This window comes from Methylocystis sp. B8 (assembly GCF_005771425.1).
GTDB lineage: Bacteria > Pseudomonadota > Alphaproteobacteria > Rhizobiales > Beijerinckiaceae > Methylocystis.
On the sequence record NZ_VBTZ01000003.1, the window covers coordinates 264,719 to 281,119 of the forward strand.

At 60.1% G+C, this 16,401-nt stretch carries 14 protein-coding genes; 11 read left to right on the forward strand and 3 right to left on the reverse strand.

The genetic code is table 11. The features are described 5' to 3' along the window. Positions 1-48 precede the first annotated feature (48 nt). The 9 genes from FEV16_RS08025 (at position 49) to FEV16_RS08065 (ending at position 12,881) form a co-directional block, all read left to right on the forward strand. On the forward strand, positions 49-1,500 hold the full coding sequence (locus FEV16_RS08025) for a VOC family protein (protein ID WP_138167106.1): 1,452 nt from the start codon (positions 49-51) through the stop codon (positions 1,498-1,500). A gap of 47 nt (positions 1,501-1,547) precedes the next feature. Beyond that, positions 1,548-2,540, forward strand: a complete 993-nt coding sequence (locus tag FEV16_RS08030; RefSeq protein WP_138167107.1) for an NAD-dependent epimerase/dehydratase family protein — start codon at positions 1,548-1,550, stop codon at positions 2,538-2,540. Beyond that, the gene (locus FEV16_RS08035) at positions 2,518-3,834 is read left to right on the forward strand and encodes an aminotransferase class I/II-fold pyridoxal phosphate-dependent enzyme (protein WP_138167108.1); all 1,317 of its coding nucleotides are present in this window, start codon (positions 2,518-2,520) and stop codon (positions 3,832-3,834) included. Before FEV16_RS08030 ends, FEV16_RS08035 begins: the two co-directional genes overlap by 23 nt. A 2-nt stretch (positions 3,835-3,836) precedes the next feature. Next, positions 3,837-5,153 carry a cystathionine gamma-synthase family protein gene (locus FEV16_RS08040; protein ID WP_138167109.1) on the forward strand — a complete coding sequence of 439 codons (1,317 nt, stop codon included), beginning with the start codon at positions 3,837-3,839 and terminating at the stop codon, positions 5,151-5,153. A 76-nt stretch (positions 5,154-5,229) separates the two neighbouring features. Continuing rightward, positions 5,230-5,562 (forward strand): STAS domain-containing protein, encoded by a 333-nt coding sequence (locus FEV16_RS08045; RefSeq protein ID WP_138167110.1) that lies wholly within the window; start codon positions 5,230-5,232, stop codon positions 5,560-5,562. 22 nt (positions 5,563-5,584) lie between these two features. Then, positions 5,585-6,010, forward strand: a complete 426-nt coding sequence (locus FEV16_RS08050) for an ATP-binding protein (protein ID WP_138167111.1) — start codon at positions 5,585-5,587, stop codon at positions 6,008-6,010. 109 nt (positions 6,011-6,119) lie between these two features. After that, complete coding sequence (locus FEV16_RS08055; protein WP_246657225.1) at positions 6,120-9,434, forward strand: NAD-glutamate dehydrogenase domain-containing protein; 3,315 nt, start codon at positions 6,120-6,122, stop codon at positions 9,432-9,434. A 4-nt stretch (positions 9,435-9,438) separates the two neighbouring features. Further along, a complete protein-coding gene (locus FEV16_RS08060; RefSeq protein WP_138167113.1) occupies positions 9,439-12,036 on the forward strand; it encodes a PAS domain S-box protein in 2,598 nt (865 codons plus the stop codon). Positions 12,037-12,569: 533 nt separating this feature from the next. After that, entirely contained in the window at positions 12,570-12,881 is a 312-nt protein-coding gene (locus tag FEV16_RS08065; RefSeq protein ID WP_138167114.1) for a hypothetical protein, read from the forward strand. A gap of 71 nt (positions 12,882-12,952) precedes the next feature. Here FEV16_RS08065 and FEV16_RS08070 read toward each other — a convergent pair whose 3' ends face one another. From FEV16_RS08070 to FEV16_RS08080, 3 genes are all read right to left on the reverse strand, one after another. Beyond that, positions 12,953-13,846 carry an OmpA family protein gene (locus FEV16_RS08070; protein ID WP_138167115.1) on the reverse strand — a complete coding sequence of 298 codons (894 nt, stop codon included), beginning with the start codon at positions 13,844-13,846 and terminating at the stop codon, positions 12,953-12,955. Between the two features lie 8 nt (positions 13,847-13,854). Further along, positions 13,855-14,676, reverse strand: coding sequence for a hypothetical protein (locus FEV16_RS08075; RefSeq protein ID WP_138167116.1), 822 nt, complete (start codon positions 14,674-14,676; stop codon positions 13,855-13,857). 105 nt (positions 14,677-14,781) lie between these two features. Beyond that, positions 14,782-15,246 (reverse strand): VOC family protein, encoded by a 465-nt coding sequence (locus FEV16_RS08080; RefSeq protein WP_138167117.1) that lies wholly within the window; start codon positions 15,244-15,246, stop codon positions 14,782-14,784. A gap of 173 nt (positions 15,247-15,419) precedes the next feature. On the opposite strand from FEV16_RS08080, the gene FEV16_RS08085 reads away from it, so the two are divergent. Together FEV16_RS08085 and FEV16_RS08090 are read left to right on the forward strand one after the other, a co-directional pair. Then, positions 15,420-15,893, forward strand: coding sequence for a MarR family winged helix-turn-helix transcriptional regulator (locus FEV16_RS08085; RefSeq protein WP_138167118.1), 474 nt, complete (start codon positions 15,420-15,422; stop codon positions 15,891-15,893). Beyond that, positions 15,890-16,378, forward strand: coding sequence for a VOC family protein (locus tag FEV16_RS08090; RefSeq protein WP_138167119.1), 489 nt, complete (start codon positions 15,890-15,892; stop codon positions 16,376-16,378). The genes FEV16_RS08085 and FEV16_RS08090 overlap by 4 nt, the downstream gene beginning before the upstream one ends. Positions 16,379-16,401 lie beyond the last annotated feature (23 nt).

Consider the following 16,401-nt stretch of genomic DNA (forward strand, 5'->3'; position numbering starts at 1 on the left):
CGTGGACGAGCTACATAAGGGAACGACCATCGATCGCTCAGAGCTGCGATGAACAAGTCTCTAGTTTCCGCTGACGCCATTCGGGCGATGTTCGCCTCGGCGATGTCGGACATGTATCAGGCCGAAGCGCCGCAATACTGCGCGATGAAAGCGCTCGTCGCAGACATTAATCGGCAAACGCTCGCCAACGACCCGCAGCTCGAGCGGCGCCTTGCTGAGAGCGGGGAACTCGAACGACTCGACGTCGAGCGCCACGGCGCCATACGTGTTGGGACGGCCGAGGAGCTGTCGACGCTGCGCCGACTCTTCGCGGTAATGGGCATGGCGCCCGTGGGTTACTACGACCTATCGGTTGCCGGGATTCCGGTGCATTCGACCGCATTCCGTCCGATTGGCGAAAACGCATTGCGGGCCAGCCCATTCCGCATCTTCACCTCGCTTCTCAGACCGGATCTTATCTCTGACGTGAAAGCGCGCGAGATCGCAACGAAGATTCTCGTTCAGCGCGATATTTTTACGCCGCGCTGTCTGGAACTGATCGATCTCTTTGAAAGACGCGGGTTCGACGATGAAGAGGCGCGCGAATTCGTCGTTGAAGCGGCGAAGACCTTCCGTTGGAACGGTCAGGCGACGGTCTCATCAAAGGTCTACCAGAAGCTCTATGCGAGGCATCCGCTGCTTGCTGATATTGTTTGCTTCAAAGGGCCGCATATCAACCATCTCACCTTGCACGCGCTCGATATCGACGGCGCGCACCACGCGATGGCGGCGCGCGGTCTGAGTCCGAAATCGATTGTCGAAGGGCCGCCGCGTCGTCGCTGTCCGATTCTCTTGCGCCAGACGAGCTTTAAGGCGCGGCCCGAGCCTGTCGAATTTATCGAGGAAGACGGCCGGCGTGTGCCAGGCGCCCACGCCGCGCGTTTCGGCGAAATCGAGCAAAGAGGCGCGGCGCTGACTGCCGAAGGACGCGCGCTTTACGACAAGCTTCTGGCTGAAACTCAGTCCGCAGTTCCACTGGCGGCAGACGGCGCCAATGCGCAGGCGTTTAACGAGGAATTGGCGCGACGCTTTACGAAATTCCCCGACGATTATGAGACTCTACGACGTGAGAAGCTCGCTTTCTTCCGCTATTCGGCCGATCCGCGCGCCAGAGCAGGGGAGCCTATGTTTCCTCTTTCATTGGACGATCTCCTGCGGACCCGGGCTCTGCGCGCTGAGCCAATCCTTTACGAGGATTTCCTGCCGGTCAGCGCCGCCGGGATCTTTCGCTCGAATCTTGGGGAGCAAGGCGGAGAAGAATTCAGTGCGGACGCCGACCGGCACGCCTTCGAGGCGGCGCTCGGCGCGCCGGTTCTCGACGAAATCGCGATCTATGAGGAAGCGGAGACGCAGTCATTGGCTGCGAGCCTCAAGGCGGTCGGCCTCGAAAGCGTCGCTTCTCTTCAACCGGCAAAATCGGCTGACGCCCATATTGGCGCGGCGGACGCCAGCCATAACTGAGGAATAGGTCGGCGCTCAGGCGGAGCCGCCGCGTTATCGGAAGGCGCATGCGAGGCATTCTCGTCACCGGCGCGCTTGGCCAGATCGGCGCCGAGCTGACGCCGGCATTACGCGAGCGATATGGCGCGACGCGCGTCGTCGCCTCGGATCTCTCCGAGGCGCAGCCAGCAGACGACTCCTACGAGCGCCTCGACTGCGCCCAGGCGGAGGCGGTCGCCGATTTAATCGAGCGACGCGAAATTGGCGTCATTTACCACCTCGCAGCGCTTCTTTCGGCAGTCGCCGAGGAGAGGCCTCAGGCCGCCTGGAGCGTCAATATGAACGGTCTCTATAATGTGTTGGAGGCCGCCCGGCACTTTGGCTGCCAGGTATTTTTTCCAAGCTCGATTGCGGCGTTCGGTCCCTCGACGCCACGTCGTGGCACGCCGCAGGCGACAATCCAAAGGCCAACGACGATTTACGGCGTCACCAAGGTCGCTGGCGAATTGCTCTGCGACTATTACGCGATCCGTTTCGGCGTAGACGCGCGCGGGCTGCGCTTGCCAGGCCTTGTTTCTTGGGCGGCGCCGCCGGGCGGCGGCACGACCGACTATGCCGTCGAAATGTTTCACGCCGCTGCTCGGCGCAAGCCCTACTCCTGCTTTCTCGCCGCAGAGACGCGGCTCGACATGATGTATATGCCGGACGCCGTCCGCGCCATCATCGAACTCATGGAAGCTGATCCTCAGCGTCTGCGATATCAGAATGCGTATAATGTCACCGGCATGAGCGTTACGCCGCACGAAATTGCCGCCCAAATTCGCCAACACGTTCCGTCATTCGCCGTGGATTACCGCATCGATCCATTGCGGCAGGCGATCGCCGATTCGTGGCCGCAGTCGCTCGACTCCAGTGCGGCGCGGGAGGATTGGGGATTTAGCCCACGCTTCGATCTCGTCGCCATGACGCGGGACATGCTCGCGCGTCTTGGCGAGACGACAGGTCCATTTGAGGATCCAATTTCAAATGAGGTTGAAAATGCCAACGCACGGTTTGGCTAGGGCGCTTGCTGCGCAGCTCAATGAACTTTCGGATGCAGGGTTGCTTAAACGCGCGGAAAGCGTCCTCCGCGGAGTTATTGCGCCGCGCGACGGCTATGGTCCACGCTTTCTCATTGAAGGCGAAGGCGAAAAGCCGTTTCTGCGCATGAACGCCAATAATTATCTGGGCATGTCTTTGCGTGCAGAGGTGATTGCCGCCGAAGAAGAAGCGGCAGCGAAATTTGGCGCCGGGCCCGGCGCCGTGCGCTTCATCAGCGGAACCTGGTCGCCTCATGTTGCGCTGGAGCGTCGGCTCGCCGATTTTCACTCCCGTCCGGCTGCGATAATTTTTTCCTCCGCCTATGCCGCGATCATGGGCCTCATCCCCCAACTTGTCGGCAAGAAGACTGCTGTCATTAGCGATGAGCTCAATCACAATTGCATCATCAATGCGATCTCTCTGGCGGCGCCTGAGGAAAAGCGAATCTACAAACATCTCGACATGGGCGAACTCGAGCGATGTCTCGACGAGGCGGCAAAATCATGCAACCGCGCCATCATCGTGACTGACGGCGTGTTCAGCATGCGGGGCGATCACGCGCCGCTGGACCGTGTCATGTTGCTGGCGCGCAGTCGCGATAACGCTTTTCGGGAGGGGGCGATCGTCGTCGTCGATGATTCACATGGCGTTGGCGCTCTCGGGGCGACTGGGCGCGGCGCGGAAGAATATACGCATGCCGGCCCCGTCGATATTCTGGTGGCGACGCTTGGCAAGGCTTTCGGCGTCAACGGCGGCTATGTCGTAGGCGACGAAATCCTCATTCGCTACTTGCGCGAGCGCTCGCCCTTTTACGTCTATTCTAATCCGATCACGCCAGCCGAGGCCGCCGCGGCGCACCAAGCGATCAATGTTCTGGACAGCTCTCAGGGCCTGTCTTTGCTTAAGCATCTGCGGGCGATGACCGCGCGCTTCAAGGCGGGGCTGATCAGGCTCGGCTTCGAGACGCTGCCCGGGGAGCATCCAGTCGTGCCGCTGGTCACGCGCGACAGCGCTCGCACATTGGCGATCGTCGCCCATTTGCGTCGCCGAGGCGTTTTAGTGACCGGCCTGACCTATCCCGTCGTGCCAAAGGGGGACGAGGAGATCCGATTCCAGATCTGCGCGGACCACACAGCCGCCGATATCGACGCCGCCCTGGAGACGTTGGCCGAGATGGCGGAGTCAAAAGCCTCGCCGCGAGCAACTGAGCTTCAGCGCTCTATTTCTACTGTGGCGGCGCCGCCTGGTCGCTCCCAGGGAGATTCAAGGACGTGACAATGGATAGCACGCGTTATCATAAGGCCAGCATTGGCAACCGCGTGCTTCAGCCGGAAACGCTGATGTTGGGCTACGGCTACGACCCGGCGCTGTCTGAAGGGTCGGTCAAGCCGCCCGTATTTCTGACCTCAACTTTCGTGTTTCGAACGGCGGAAGACGGGCGCGACTTCTTCGACTATATGGCCGGCCGTCGTGCGCCGCCCAAAGGCGAAGAAACCGGTCTCGTCTATTCGCGCTTTAATCATCCCAATCTAGAGATTGTCGAGGACCGTCTGGCGATCTACGAGCATGCGGAGTGCGGTCTCGTCTTTTCGTCGGGCATGTCGGCCATCGTTACGACGATTCTCGCATTCGTGCGTCCGGGAGAAACGATTTTACGCAGTCGTCCGCTCTACGGGGGAACGGAGGTTCTTATTGATAAAACTCTGGCGCCCTTCGGAATAACTGGCGTCGGCTTCACCGACGGGCTCGATAAAGAAAACATTCGAGCGGCTGCAAAGCGAGCGATGGATATCGGGCGCATCGCACTGATTTTTATCGAGACGCCGTCCAATCCGATGAACAGCCTCGTTGATATCGCGCTCGTGAAGCGAATTGGCGATGAGATTGCGACAAGGCAAGGTTCTGAACCGATCATTTGTTGCGACAACACGCTTCTGGGTCCCGTCTTTCAATCCCCGCTGCGTCACGGCGCTGATTTGTCGCTCTATTCACTCACCAAATATGTTGGCGGACACAGCGATCTTATCGGCGGCGCCGTCGTCGGCTCTTGCGCATATCTCAAAATAATTCGGGCGATGCGCAGCGCCATCGGCACACAGCTCGACGCGCATTCCTGCTGGATGCTCGGCCGCTCGCTCGAGACCTTGTCTTTGCGCATGAACAGGGCTGTGGAGAACGCCGGGATCATCGCGAATTTTCTCGCGGGCCATCCGAGAGTGGCGCGCGTTCACTACCCTCCACTGCTTCCGCCCGGTCATCCTCAGCGCTTGTTGATGGAGCGCCAGTCGACTTCGGCTGGCTCAACCTTCTCCTTTGAGCTCTTCGGCGGACAGGCCGAAGCCTTCGCCTTTCTCAATCGACTGCAGATCTTCAAACTCGCCGTCAGCTTGGGCGGCACCGAGTCCCTGATTTGCCACCCGGCGACGACAGTGCATTCGGGACTGACCGAAGAGGCCCGCCAGGAGATCGGGATCACGCCGGCGCTTGTTCGCGCTTCGATTGGCATTGAACATCCAGACGATCTGATCGCCGATCTGAAGCAAGCTTTGGTTGAAAGAGCGCCGGCGCGGCTAAAAGCGGAAGCGTCACGGTAGGCCCTGTTAAACGCGGCGGTGTAGACTTATTTATTCAATCGTCTTTTATGGTCCGAAATCGAGCTGAGGCTTGGCAATGAGAGTAGTCAAAGAAGTGCGAGACGACCGGACGGTTTTGAGCGTCCAGGAAGATCGTATCGATGCCCACAATTCCGGCGACCTCAAGAATGTGGTTCTGAAAACGCTCGAAGGCGGCGCGCAAAACGTGGTGATTGATCTCGCGAGAGTGCAGTTCATCGACAGCTCGGGTCTGGGCGCTCTGCTCTCCGGCTATAAGAACGCAAATTTGCGTTCCAGCGGGTTTGCTTTGGCGGGTCTACAGCCGCGCGTCAGGTCGATGTTTGAGCTGACGAGGTTGCACAGAGTTTTCGACATTTATCCAAGCCTGCAGCTGGCGCTGAGCGCCTGAATGGGGAGGGGCGGCGATCGAAATGTGCGAGACGGTGGTCAATCTGGACATCGTCGTTCCCAATCAAACGCGATATCTGCGTTTTGTTGGCGCGATCGCCGAGCAGCTCGCCAAGGAATTAGACGTTCAGGAGGATAAACGCGACACTCTCGCTTACCATTTAAATCTTGCGCTGACTGAGGCTGTCGCCAACGCGATTCAATATAGTTCCGCAGTGAATGCGAAGGACTCAGTCCGGATCTGTCTTTCCGTCGAAGACGCCTATCTTTCTGTACGTGTTTTCGACCATGGCAGAGGCTTCGATCTCGCTGCTGTGCCGACGCCTGACCTTGACGAGCTTCGCGAACGCGGCCGCGGCATATTCTTCATCCGTTCCGTGATGGACTCTGTCCAATATCGCAAGACGGATTCGGGGAATGTGCTCGAGATGCGCAAGAAAATCGCTTAGCTGATTGCCTCCCGTGCTGCACTCTCCGGAAATATTGGCGCCTGAGATACCTCGTCCCGCTGATTGGGATGCGGCGGCGGATCGCTTTCTGCGTCGCGCAAGTCGCCGAGTGGGGTTTGAGTTGCCCACCGACATGCTGCGCGCGCTGCCGAAATCCTATCGCTATCTCGTTCCCGCTGCTCGGGCCGCTCGCGATATCGCACTCATTGCGCTTAACGAAGACGCCGAGCGCGAGATCGTTGAACTTCGCCCGCTGCGTGGCCCACGACCCGGCGAGGCGGCCTACGAAATTCGGTTGATCGGCAGGAAGGAGCGCGCACTCGACGAACTCCTGCCGATGCTGCAGAACATGGGACTGCGGGTGGCGGATCAATTACTTTTTAAGCTCAATCTCAGAGTAGGGGCGTGGTTCATACGAAGTTTTATCGTTGAACCCGCAACGTCGAGCATGGCGAGCATGGCGCGATCTCGCGCTCGACTGTTGGAGGCGCTCAAAGCAACCCTCTCAGCAAAGGTTGAGAGCGATGCCCTGAATGGTTTGGTCTTGGGCGCTCAGCTCGATTGGCGTCAAATTGATCTCTTTCGCGCCTATTGTAACTACTATCAGCAGCTCGGCGTGAGGGTCGAGCGCGCCCGCATCTATCGCGCGCTGTTGCGCAGTCCGGCGTCCGTCGAGCTTCTATACCGCTATTTTGAAGCGCGGTTTACCCCGGATCGGGGTGGGCGCGACTCGTTCCAGACCGAGCTCGAAGTCCTTACGCCCATCAGGGCGCAACTCGTCGACGTTCTGGATAAGGTTGTCGACAGTAGCGACGATCGCATTCTGCGCGACCTCTTCAACCTCATTGACGCGACGGTGCGCACAAATTTCTATTTCTCCGGCGATTGGGCGCGCAACTTCATTGCTCTGAAAATCAGTAGTCTGGGCGTATTCAACATGCCGCCGCCAAAGCCCATGGCGGAAATCTACGTTCACTCCCCGTCGATGGAAGGGATACATCTGCGCGGCGCGAAGGTTGCGCGCGGCGGCGTTCGCTGGTCGGACAGACCAGAGGACTTTCGCAGCGAAATACTCGCGTTGATGCAAACGCAGATGATCAAGAACGCTCTCATTGTGCCGCAGGGCGCAAAGGGCGGCTTTGTTCTGAAACTATCTTATGCGGACGTAGCGCAGCGACAGCGACTGGGCGAAGAAGCCTATTGCCAGTTTCTGCACGGTCTTCTCGATCTCACCGACAATTTGAAGCATACAAAAATCGTTCGGCCTCCCGAGCTCGTTGCTTACGATGACGCCGATCCTTATCTCGTCGTCGCGGCCGACAAGGGCACGGCCACCTGGGCTGACATCGCCAACCAAATATCCCAGTCGTACGGCTTCTGGCTCGGCGACGCCTTCGCCAGTGGCGGCGCGCATGGCTATCACCACAAGCGATTGGGCATTACTGCGCGCGGCGCTTGGGTCTGCGTCAGGCGCCACTTTCGCGAACTCGGTCGCAACATAGATGCCGAGCCATTCACCGTGGTCGGAGTGGGCTCTATGGATGGCGATGTCTTCGGCAATGGAATGTTGCATACGCGAAACATTAGGTTGCTTGGCGCCTTTGACGGTCAGTACATTTTTCTGGATCCGAACCCTGATCCGCTGGCGTCCTTCGGCGAGCGGCGCCGCCTGTTTGAACTGCCGCAGTCGACATGGCGCGACTACAACCCAGCGTTAATCTCTCAAGGCGGAGGCGTTTATCGGCGCGACGCCAAGGATATCTCGCTAAGTCCAGAGGTGCGGGCCTGGCTCGGCGTGCGGCATAGCACGACGGATGGCGAAGCGCTTGTTCGCTGGCTTTTAACGGCGCCCGTTGACCTTTTGTGGATGGGCGGCGTTGGCACTTACGTCAAGGCGAGTTCAGAGACGAATGAGAGCGTCGGCGATCGCGTCAACGACGACGCCCGCGTTGATGCGCTGCAGCTTCGCGCCAAAGTCGTCGGGGAGGGCGCTAACCTCGCGTTCACCCAACGGGCGCGCATCGAATATGCGTTGAAGGGCGGCCGCATCAACACTGATGCGGTCGACAATTCGGCCGGCGTCGATCTCTCTGATCACGAAGTGAATTTGAAAACATTGCTGCGTGCGCGGCCGGATGAAAACGCGCCAAAACTTAATGACGCCAACGGTCTTCTCGAATCTCTGACCGAGGAAGTTTGTGCGTCCGTATTGCAGGACAATGACCAACAGAGTCTTTGCCTGTCGTTGGATCGTGTGCGTTGTCGCGTCAATTTGGATCCATTTATGGATCTTGCCGAACAACTGGAGAACGCTGGCTATATCAATGCGTCGGCAGAAGCGTTTCCCACGCGCAAGGACGTATCTGCCCGCGAGACGAAGGAATTGACGCGGCCGGAACTCGCTTTGCTCATGGCGAATTCGAAGCTCGCGCTGAAGCAGAGGCTGCTCGAAGACGAATCCTTCCTGCAAGGATCCTGGGCCAATGATTTTCTCGCCAGCTATTTTCCTGAGTATGTGCGGTCGCATTTTCCAGAGCAGGTCAGAAGCCATTCGCTCGCACGGGAAATTGCCGTCACGGTGATATGCAACAAGGTGATCGATGAGGCCGGCGTTCGTTTTCTTCTGCTCGGCGAGGGATTGATTCCCACTCTATTGAGCTACGCCGTGAAACTCTATCTCTCCTTTGATGAAATTTTTGAGGGCGATAGATGGCGTGCAGCCTTTCGCGCACGGAACGATTTAGAGGCCGCGCGCGAGTATGGTCTGTTCCTCCAGCTCCAAGACGCTTTGGCCTACATGTGTCACTGGGCTATGCGGCGCGGATATCGCCTGAGTCCAGACGATGAGGAGATCGAGCAGTGGCGTTCCGATCTCCGTAACTATCGTGAGCGCCTTGAGGCAGGCGAACCCAATCGCGAGCAGTCCCTGGAGGAGCCCTATTTCGATCGGCTGGGAAATTTTCCGTTCCTTGTCGCGCTCACCCGCGAGTCTGGAGAGGACATGCGCGTGGCTGGCGCTTATTTCGATCAGGCCGCGAATCTTTTCGGATTGCAGAAGCTCACCGTCTTTTTAGAGGATGTGAAGCCAAGAGACCGCTGGGAGCAGCAGTTGCAGTCCGCGCTTGATGCGCGGATGAGGGATGCGTCCGCACGCATTGCGTCTATGCAATTGCTCAACGGGGTCAGCGACGCTCGAACATTGTTCCGTAACGTTGGCCTTGAATTTCGTCTTGCTGGGCTTGAGCGGCTGGCGTTCAAACTCGAAGCCGCGCCATTTACGACGCTGACGCCTATCGCGGCCTTCGTCGCCGAGTTGAACGCGCTTGTTGACGCATGCGACGCCGCCTACCGCAACCATTCCGGCGAGGGCGCGGAGGGAGCGCGAAACGGCCGGCGCATCTCGGCGCAAGCAGGAGCTTCGTAGCGCGATGGAAACGCTCGCCGCAGATCGCGCTATTCTCGACGCTTTCGATGAGGCGCTTTGCGTGCTGGAGTCCTCAGGCGCCATACGATCGATGAACCACGCCGCCGAGCGTTTGACGGGCTATTTCGAGAGCGAGCTGCGCGGACGGTCGTTCTTTTCACAACTTGTCGCGCACGACGGCGGCAACTGCGAACCTTCGTGGCCAACGCATGCCCGCGAGCGGTTGTCCTTGCGTATTCGGCGCAAGGACAAAACGATGCTCGACGTGCGCTGCGAGATTGATCCGCTTGCTGGCGACGGCGGCGGCTCGCTACTCAAACTACGTACGGTCGACGAAGGACTGAGCGAGACGGACGCGCTCGAAGACATCAAGGAAAAGCTCGAAACAATCTTCGGCGGCATGGTCGGGGGTCTCGTGGTGATTAACGAGGCCGGCGATATTTTGCTTTTCAGCAAGGGCGCGGAGAGACTCTTTGGCTACCGCGCCGATGAAACGCTCGGAAGAAACGTTAAAATGTTAATGCCTTCGCCCTATCGCGAGGCGCATGACAGCTATCTCGCCGCCTATAGGGAAACCGGGGTCAAAAAGATCATCGGCGTCGGCCGCGAAGTCATGGGGCGGCGAAAGAACGGCACAACCTTTCCGATGTATCTGTCGATCGGCGAAATTTGGCTCAAAGGAAAGCGCTATTTCGTCGGCGTGACCTATAATCTGACCCGGCTTAAACGCGCTGAGGATCAGCTGCTGACGCTTTCCGCCGCCGTCGACCAAAGTCCGATCGCGGTGATGATCACCAATAAGGATGGCGAAATTGAGTATGTGAATAGTCGCTTCGCGACCCTTACCGGTTATCCGCCGCATGAACTCATCGGCCAAAACCCGCGCATGCTGCAATCAAAGCGGACCGAGAACGACCAGTATCGGCGCCTTTGGGAAAGCATTCACGCCGGCGTCGAATGGCGCGGACAGATTCAGGATCGCAGAAAGGACGGCAAGCTTTATTGGGCCTCGGAAATCATTTCGCCGCTGCGCGACGCGAATGGCGAGATTACCCATTACCTTGCGATCCAACAGGACATCACCGAACAGAAGCGCGACAAGGAGGCGCTGTTTGAGAGCGAGCAGCGCTTCCGGCAGATCGCCGACATGGCCGGCGAATGGCTGTGGGAGCAGGATAAAGACGGCCGCTACACATACAGCAGCAGCGCGGTTGAGGACGTGTTGGGGATGACGCCCCAAGAGGTCCTCGGCAAAAGCTATGTTGATCTCTTTGCTAAGGAGCCTGCAAGCGACGCCGTCGCGAACAAGGGGCGGAGCTCCATCGCTTCGCGCCGGCCGTTCCACCGGGTCGTGAACCACTACCGCCATAAGAACGGCGGCGACGTCTATACCGAATCGACCGGGGCGCCGGTTTTCGACGAAGGCGGCCGGCTCGTCAAATGGCGCGGCGTCGACCACGACATGACGGCGCGCAAAAAGTTCGAGGATGAGCTGCGCGTGCGCAACCGCGCCGTCGAAGCCGTCCCCATCGGCATCGCCATTTGGGATGCGCAGGCGCCGGGCGTTCCCAACATCTATGTCAATCCGGCGCTGAGCCGGATTACCGGTTTCAGCCGCGAGGAGCTCCTCGGACACAGCCTGCATCTATTGCGCGGGCCGGAGACGGACCCAGCGGCGCTCGAAGAAGTCCGCGCCGCCATCCTCGAGCGCCGAAGCTGTCAGGTGACGGTGAAATTCTACCGCAAGGACGGCTCCCCTTTCTGGGACGAACTCCTCATCTCGCCGGTCGCCAATGAGGCGGGACGAATCACCCATTTCGTCAGCGTTCACGCCGACATTTCCGATCGGCGCCGCGTCGAAGAGAGTCGTCACGAACTCGAAATCGCCAAACACATTCAGCTGTCGCTGTTGCCGAGCGCGCCGCTGCGCACGCCGCATATGGAGGTCGCTGGAATCTGCGTGCCGGCGACGCATGTCGGCGGCGACTATTTCGACTATTTCGAGAATTCCGGCGTGGCCGACATCGTCATCGCCGACGTTTCCGGCCATAGCGTCGGCGCCGCGCTGATCATGACCGAAGTGCGCAGCACGCTGCGCGCCGAGACGCGACGCGCGACCAACGGCCTCAGCGGGCCGGCGGAGCTGTTGCGCGACCTCAACGCGCTGCTGCATGAGGATTTGTTTGCAGCGGATCTTTTCATCACCATGTTCTATTGCCGCTTCCTGCCGCAGACGCGCATGCTGCAATACGCCAACGCCGGCCAGAATCCGCCGCTGCTGTTGCGCGCCGGGCGCTCGGACTGCGTGCAGCTTGACGCCGATGGTCTGGTGCTCGGCGTCAAGCGCGACGTCGTTTTCGAGGAGCGCAGCGTCGAACTCGCGCCAGGCGACAAATTGATGCTCTACACCGATGGAATCACCGAGAGGCAAAATCGCCAGGGCGAATTCTTCGGACTCGAACGCCTTGGCGCCGCGTTCAGGCAGTATCGCGATCTGCCGCCTGAAGCGCTCATCAGAGCGGTGCTCGCCGACGTGCGCGCCTTCCGCGGCGCAGCGCCCGCAACGGACGACGTCGCTATGGTGGTGATGGAAGTGCGCTGAAGGAAGAGCGGGACAAAAGGCGGGCGCGCGAAGATTTCCCGCCGCCGTGAGGCGCGGGGGCGAGCGGTCCGGGACGCCCCGGCCATCGCTTGGCCGCAGCGCAAAGAAATGTCTTTCGCATGCTTCGAGACGGTGCCTTCGGCGCCTCCTCAGCACGAGGGCGCGAGTTGGGATGGCCCCTCCAGTGTCATTCCCGACAGGCCGGAGGCCTGATCGGGAATCCAGAGCAAATTCGCGAATGATCGGCTTTCTGGATTCCCGATCGCGCGCTGCGCGCGCGTGGGGAATGACAGGGCTGCTTGCGCGAGCGTCGGGAGTGATAGGACTGCTCGTGCGCGCCTCGCGAATGACATCAAGGCTTATCCCTAAGCGCGCGCGTCGGCAATGACAGGGGCGCTTCCGCGGCGCGCGTGTCAGAAAATACAGGCTCGTTCGCCACGTCGAATGACAGCGAAGGTCTTGCTGCGCCTCTTGACGCGCGGCTGGCGCAACCAATTTCATCTCTATGCCCCAGCGCTAGCGAGGGTAAGACAATGGCAATTTATCGCGTTCGTGAAGTCAAATTCATTGAGACCGAAGGCGGACACGTCAAGCTGAAGCCGCTGCGCGAGTATGAGCGGGAGTCATCAGACGCCGCCAGCGTCATCGCCGAAGTCAGCCGCTTTTTCGAAATGGAGCTCTCCAGCCCGAAGGCGCTTGACGTTGTCGATTTCGACGAGGTGATCGTTCTCGACGAAAAAGGCGTCGCCATCGCGCGCTTCGGCGTCGCCGATTTCTGGGAAAAGGAATGGAACGCCGTCGCCGCTAAAGGCGATGCCGCCCACCCCCTGGCGCGCTCGGCTTAATTCGGCGCGCCGCGAGACGCCGCTTTGAGCGCCACCACGCAACAGCGGCGGCGCTAGTGGTCAGTGATCGACTAGCTTCGCCCACATGTATTGATGACGACCTCGACGCGGCGGTTCTTCGCGCGTCCTAGCGGATTGTCGGAGCCGTCGGCGTTCTGATTCGGCGCGACCGGTCTGCTCTCGCCATAGCCCTGAGTCGCGAGACTATCGGGCGCAAGGCCACGGCCGACGAGCGCATTGCGGACCGCCGAGGCGCGGCGTTCGCTGAGCTTCTGATTGTAGCCGTCGGAGCCGACAGAGTCGGTATGGCCTTCGACCGTCGCCTTTTTTCCCGCAGCCGTTATCCGTTGCTGAAGTTCAGCGAGCGCAGGGGCCGCTTCAGCCCGCAAATCCGCGCGGTCGAAATCGAAGAGGAAGTCCGATCCGACGCGAAGGCGCTCCTCGCATTTCGACGTAATGACCTCCACCGCTCGCTGTGGCGGCTCGGACGAAGCGGCCTTCACGCCCGCCATCGCCGGACAGGCTTGGTCTTTCGCTGAAGGGAAGGTGGAGCCGCCCATCAACACGCAAAAGGCGCCGGTCTCTTCGCCTTCGACGGTGACGCGAAGGATGCGGCGTCCGGTCGAATCGATCGGAAAGCTTTTCGTCGTTTCGTCCTTCGCGCCAGACGCCGCGCGCACGAAGGTCGACGCCGCGACCGCGCCGGAAGCGTCCAGCAGTTCCAGCGTCAACCGACGCTCGCCCTTTTCACGTCCGGCGATCAGGAGCTGCGTCAAGAGATCGCCCGGCGCGAGGTCGAGCACGACATAATAGGAGCGCGGGCCACTGGCGCCGGGCAGATTGCCGGAGATCGCGCCGGTTGGAACCGTGGGCCGCATGATGGACGTGGAAAGCTCTTCACCGAGGGCGGCGGAGAGCGAGCCAGCGACGCCGAGCGCCGCGATTGAAGCGATGAGTCTGCGCATGGGGGCGTTCACTTCGCCGCCAGGGCGTCGCCGCCAAATTCGATCTTATAGGCGTTCGTCTCGACGCCTTGCACGGTGAGACGCAAGACATGCCTGCCGGAGCGGTCGATGGCGAAGTTCTTCGTCGCGTCGGCGCTCGCGTCGGTGCGCGACAGATGATACTCCTGATCGACGCGTCCCTGATCGTTAAGCAACTCCAGAGACGCCCATTTCATCGCGCCGGGGCGGCCCGTCAGCGTGATCTGCGTCATCAGCTGTCCGGCTTTCAAATCGCCGGCGAAATAATAATAGGACGAGGCGGCGCCGCCCGGAAATTTGCCACTGACGACTCCATTCGCGGGGATTGGCGTTGGATCGAGAAATGATTTTGAATTGCCGGAACCAGTCTCCGCGGGTTGCCGGTCTGGCAAGGCCGAGCCGCCGAGCGCGACGTGGAAAGCGCTTGCCTCAGGCCCTTCCGGCGTGACGCGGATGATATAGCGGCCGCCAGAGTCGATCGAAAACACATGCGTCGCTTCTCTGCCGTCGTCGCTCGCAGTGATGTAATAGGAGTCAATCTTGGCGCCGGCGCCGTCGAGCAGAGCGAGCGTGAGCGTCTTATATTTGCCGCCGCCCTGCGCCGAAATCTGACTTGCAAAGGCGCCGGGCTTAAGATCGACGGCGAAATAGTAGTTCGCCTGCCCGCCGCCGGTTGGATAGTTTCCGGTAACGACGCCATTCGCCGGCAGAGCCGCGGGATTTAGGACCGACGTCGAAAAATTTTCCGCATGCGCAGTTACGGGAAGCAGCGCGCTCAACAGAAACGCTGCGGCGAACTTGCGTCCGGTCATCTTCATCTCCTCGGATTGCGCCCTTTTAGAGCCCAAGCGGGAGTCCATAGGCCGGATGGCAAATCGCGAGATGTGCGATCGAACACAGATGCGTGATTGCGCGGGCTATCGCCCCTCAAACGCCTTCTCGACAGCGGCGACATCGATCTTCACCATGCCGAGCATCGCTTGAAAGGCGCGCTCGGCGGCGGCGCGATCTTCATGCATAAACATTCGCGGCAAGGCTTCCGGCACGATCTGCCAGCAGATTCCGAAGCGGTCTTTCAGCCAGCTGCATTGGATCGCCGCGCCCCCATTGGCGAGCAGCTTCTCCCAAATCTCGTCGGTCTCGCGTTGATCCTTGGTCATCACCGAGATCGAAAAGGCTTCATTGTGGATCGTCTCGCGACCCATGTTGAGCGCCTGATAGGGCGTCCCGGCGAGGGTGAAGGAAACCATTATCGCCGGCCCGTTCGGCTCGCGGCGGAAGGCGCCTTCGAAAACCGAATCGGGAATGACCGAGACATAGAAGCGCGCAGCTTCCTCGGCTTGATCCTTGAAGGCGAGACAGGTTCTGACTTTCGGATTCATGGCTGCTCCTTGTAGTTGGCTTGTTCCTATCATTCCCGACGCGTCGCTTTGGCGAAGGTTTCCTCACCCTGAGGAGCGTGCAGAGCACGCGTCTCGAAGGACGAGGGCGAGGGTGGCGATGACGCAAAAGACTCGACAACGGCCATAAATGTTGATATCAACATAATAGCGCCATGTCAAAGAAGCTGCCGATCGAGGTCGTTCATGAGGTCCGCGACTGTTGTCTCTGTCTTGCGACTCAACGCGCGGCGCGCAGGCTGGCGCGGCGCTTCGATCGCGCTTTCGCGCCGCTCGGACTCACCAATGGGCAATTCTCGCTGATGATGTCGCTCAATGCGCCGCAGGCGCCGACCCTCGGACGTCTCGCGGACGCGCTCGCCATGGATCGCACGACGCTCACCGCCGCGCTGAAATCCTTGGAGCGGCGCGGGCTCGTCGAAACGCGTCTCGATGAGAAGGACCGCCGCGCGCGCAGATTGTTTTTGACCAATGCGGGCAGCGATCTCCTCGCCGCCGCATTGCCGATCTGGCGACGCGAACATGTCGCGCTCGACGCCGAATTGTCGCAAAGCGAAGGACAAAAGCTTCGCAAAGCGCTGCGAAAGTTAGGGGCTGAAACACAAACCGAAGGAAAGGCTAAAGCATGAACGCCAATGTTGAGAAAAATCCGCCGTGCTTGCGTTCGATCACGCCGCATCTCATCTGCGCCGGCGCGTCCGACGCGATCGAATTTTATAAGAAAGCCTTCGGCGCCGAGGAGATGTTCCGCATGCCAGGCCCTGACGGAAAATTGATGCACGCCTCGGTGAGGATCGGCGACTCCTCGGTGATGCTTGTCGACGAAATGCCGGAATGGGGCGCGCTCGGGCCGAAGGCGCTCAAAGGCTCGCCCGTTACGATCCATCTCATGGTCGACAATGTCGACGAGGTTTACGCGCGCGCCGTCGCAGCCGGCGCGACGGCGAAAATGCCCGTGGCCGACATGTTCTGGGGCGACCGCTACGGCCAGGTCGTCGATCCCTTCGGGCATGTTTGGTCGATCGCGACGCATGTCCGCGACCTGACGCCGGAAGAGATCATGGCGGCGGGGCGCGAGGCGATGTCGAAGGGTTGCGCCGAGGCGACGGCTTAAACAGCTTAAACAAAGAAGCGGGC